The sequence below is a fragment of the Pseudomonadota bacterium genome (assembly GCA_011049115.1).
Lineage (GTDB): Bacteria > Desulfobacterota > Anaeroferrophillalia > Anaeroferrophillales > Tharpellaceae > DSCM01.
This window is the reverse complement of sequence record DSCM01000123.1, coordinates 1-3,401: the sequence shown is the minus strand read 5'-3', so window position 1 is coordinate 3,401 and position 3,401 is coordinate 1. Positions and strand designations below refer to the sequence as shown.

The 3,401-nt window shown below is 48.7% G+C and carries 5 protein-coding genes; all 5 read left to right on the top strand.

Annotation, left to right across the window (positions count from 1 at the left end):
• On the top strand, nt 1-426 hold a 426-nt coding region (locus ENN66_10740), incomplete at its 5' end, for an IS66 family transposase (GenBank protein ID HDS17057.1).
• Nucleotides 427-506: 80 nt separating this feature from the next.
• Nucleotides 507-1,055, top strand: coding sequence for a hypothetical protein (locus tag ENN66_10735; protein HDS17056.1), 549 nt, complete (start codon nt 507-509; stop codon nt 1,053-1,055).
• Nucleotides 1,042-1,911, top strand: a complete 870-nt coding sequence (locus ENN66_10730) for a nucleotidyl transferase AbiEii/AbiGii toxin family protein (protein HDS17055.1) — start codon at nt 1,042-1,044, stop codon at nt 1,909-1,911. The genes ENN66_10735 and ENN66_10730 overlap by 14 nt, the downstream gene beginning before the upstream one ends.
• A 500-nt stretch (nt 1,912-2,411) precedes the next feature.
• Nucleotides 2,412-2,756: a hypothetical protein gene (locus ENN66_10725; GenBank protein ID HDS17054.1), complete on the top strand. Its 345-nt coding sequence runs from the start codon at nt 2,412-2,414 to the stop codon at nt 2,754-2,756.
• A gap of 66 nt (nt 2,757-2,822) precedes the next feature.
• On the top strand, nt 2,823-3,050 hold the full coding sequence (locus ENN66_10720; protein HDS17053.1) for a prevent-host-death protein: 228 nt from the start codon (nt 2,823-2,825) through the stop codon (nt 3,048-3,050).
• The last annotated feature ends 351 nt before the right edge of the window (nt 3,051-3,401 follow it).

Below are 3,401 nucleotides of genomic sequence, written 5' to 3'. Positions count from 1 at the left end.
TACCGAGCTGAGATTCTGGAAGACCAAAATGGCAAACAGTATGTAGCACCATTTCCCGAAGAGGTTACGAAAGCGGCTCAGTATGGTCCCGGGATTAAGGCGCACTCAGTTTATTTGTCACAATATCAGCTGCTTCCTTATAAACGGGTACAGGAATACTTTTGTGAACAGCTGCAAATCCCTATCAGCGACGGCTCAATTTTCAATTTTAACCAGGAAGCATTTTTGCTGCTGGATGATTTTGAGAAAGCGGTCAAGTATAAGCTGATGACCGCCGGTTTAGCTCATGCCGATGAAACCGGAGTTAACATCGGCGGCAAACGCCGCTGGCTGCATTGCATGAGCAACGATTTATGGACTTGCTACTTTCCTCATGAAAAGCGGGGAACCGAGGCCATGGATGCCATGGGCATCCTTTTCTCTTGACGAGGTATACATTAAGCTGTACAAAACGATACCTGTTGTGTACCTTGTTTGCCTTTGCCGTCTTAATATGTGTGATATTTATGCAGCCTTTGAGAAAATTTACGGCCGGCATCGAAAAACTGGCCGATCGCGATCATTATCTTTTTTCTCTGCGCGATTTAAGTGCCTTGCTGCCGGAACTTTCGCCGGCCGCCTTTAAGGCTGTTCTCGGTCGGGGGGAGAAAAACGGTCTGTTGCAAAGGGTTTGTCGCGGATTGTACTTTTATCCCAAAGTTGCTTTCCCGCGCGATTTAGTTCTCTATCATGCCGCTGCCCGCTTGCGGGCCCATGAATTCAATTACATCAGCCTGGAATCGGCCCTCAGCGACGCCGGCATTATTTCCCAGATTCCTCTGCAATGGCTGACCTTGAAATCCAGCGGACGCAGCCATATTGTTGATTGCGCTGATTTTGGCAAAATTGAATTTGTTCACACCAAAAAAAAGCCCTCCGACCTCATGACTGATCTGGTTTATGATGAACGTTGCCGGTTGTGGAGGGCGTCTGTGGCTTTGGCCTTGAAAGATATGGTATCAGCCCGCAGAAGTATGGAGTTGATCGACATGGAGGCCATCAGTGAACTTGCTTGATAAGCTGGTTACTCAGGCCTTGACGGGTCGGGAGGAAATGCTCCCCCTGCGAACCGCGGTTGAAAAGGAGCTTTTGCATCATGACATCCTTAGAGAGATGAGTGATGCCGGATTGCTGAAAGATCTTACTTTTATCGGCGGTACCTGTCTTCGGGCGGTGTATGGCTCCCAGCGTTTAAGCGAAGATCTGGATTTCAGTGGCGGCCGTGATTTTGACCGAAAACAGTTGTTCGATCTCGGGTCTTTGCTGGTAGACCGGCTGCAGACAAAGTATGGCTTGCTGGTTGAGGTGACAGATCCCCAAAAGGAAACCGGCAACGTTTCAACCTGGAAAATGAAAGTTATAACCCATCCCCAAAGCCGTCATTTGCCGGCCCAGAAGATTAATCTCGATATCTGCGCGGTTCCCAGTTATGAGCGTTGCCCCAGGTTGTTACGCAATCATTACGGAGTCGAGATGGGCACCACCGGTCTGGTAATTCAGGCCGAGAGTCTGGGTGAAATTATGGCCGATAAGCTGCTGGCTTTCGCACTCAGGCCCAATCGCATCAAAAACCGCGACCTTTGGGATCTCGCTTGGCTGAAACAGCAGGGAGTGACGCCGGCACCGGGTTTACTGCTGAAAAAAATAGCCGACTATCAGTGCCATGTGGATGATTATCTTAAATTGTATAATCACCGCCTGCGGGCGATGTCTGAAGAACCGGCTGTCCAGAAAGAGTTCAATTTTGAGATGCAGCGTTTTCTGCCTCAGGGTTTGATCTGGAAGAGGGTTCAAGACGAAAACTTCTGGCCCTGTCTGGTTCAGCTTATGGCGTCGGAACTAAAATCGCAGGCAGAAGATAGCACTTTGTGAATATGAGAGAATTTTAAAAGTTGCCCCCCCTTTTTTTTCTCTTCCCGAAAGAGTGGCGGTGTTGACCTCGATTACCACCAAAAGAGTTCGTGAATTTAGCACGCCGGTTGGCGTCTTTGCTTAGCGCTGCCGTCCCCGCGCATCCTTTTTCCTGGGGATGGAGCGGATCGAAAGGGAAGGGTTGTCGTTTTTGATGGCGACCCCGGAAAGGGCTCTGGCAGATAAATTGCGCGAAGATCGTGGCGGCCCTCTGCGCAGCCTCAAAGAAATGTCGATTTACCTTTTTGACAATCAGCGTATCGATCCCGAGGTATTTCGAAGTCTTGATGCAAATCTATTCTCCCAACTCGCTGCCTGCATGAACTCAAGAAAGGTCTCAGTGGCCAATCGTCTGTTGCGGTGCTTACAGGAACGGTCGGCATGAATTAAGCTGTAATCGCCATGTTGGCCAAATACCCGCGGCAAAGCCTGGACGACCACCTTAACGCCTTGCCGGAAAAATGCATGCTGTTCTTTGTTGTAACTGGAAGCAGAGAGTGAATGGACAAGACTGGTTTGACCTGGTCTGGTATGTCGGTCGGAAAGTTCCGCTTAATCTGACTCACCTGGAGGCCTGTATGCTTCAGAGTGGCCACCTGGAACCGGAAACGACTCTGGATGAGACTAGTCTCCGCCGGCTTTTGCTGGAAAAAATCGAAAAACTGCCAATTACCAATGCTCAGGAAGACGTTCGTCGATATCTGCGAAACCCGGTGGATATCGAAATTTGGTCGCGGGACTTTTTTGTTGCTGTCAGTCGGCAGCTGATCTGCGAAAAAACGGGGTCTCGAAAAAACGGGGTCTGACCCCGGTTTTTCCTTAATGGCAAATGTGTACTAAAAACGTAGGCCGTTTTCAATGCGAGGTTTCGAATGCAACAGCTGAGTATCCGGAAAATGCGCTCCTCTCTGGTACAATTGGATCATCTTTTAGAAGATGCCGGTGAGTTGGTCCTTACTCGTCATGGAAAGGCCATCGCCAGGATTCTGCCTATCCGTAGACAGAAAAAAAGGCCCAGTCATGCCGATTTGCGTCGTTGCATGCCTTGCCTTGATACGGTTTCCGCGGCATTGATTCGCAGAGATCGCGATGAACGCTGACAGATGCTTTGCACCTGGCGATTGTCAGAAGCCATGGTATCGCAACAGTGGCGACAGCCGATGCGGTTATGGCCAAGGTTGCAACCGAGATAGGGTGTGGAGTAAAATTGTTTTAAATAAGCCGCGCTCGCCCCTTTTTCTTCTTTTCCAGGGAGGAGATGAGAACGCATGTGCATGTGCAATGCGAACAGGGTGGTTGAAAAGTGCAAATAAAAATGCTTTAAAAAAATAAAAAGGTGTTGCAAAGATTGGATAAAATATCAATAATAACATTTACTTAATGCAGGAAAACCTCTATAATGGGCATCAATGATCATCACAAAACATCAGCCCAAAATAGAGGTTTTCCAT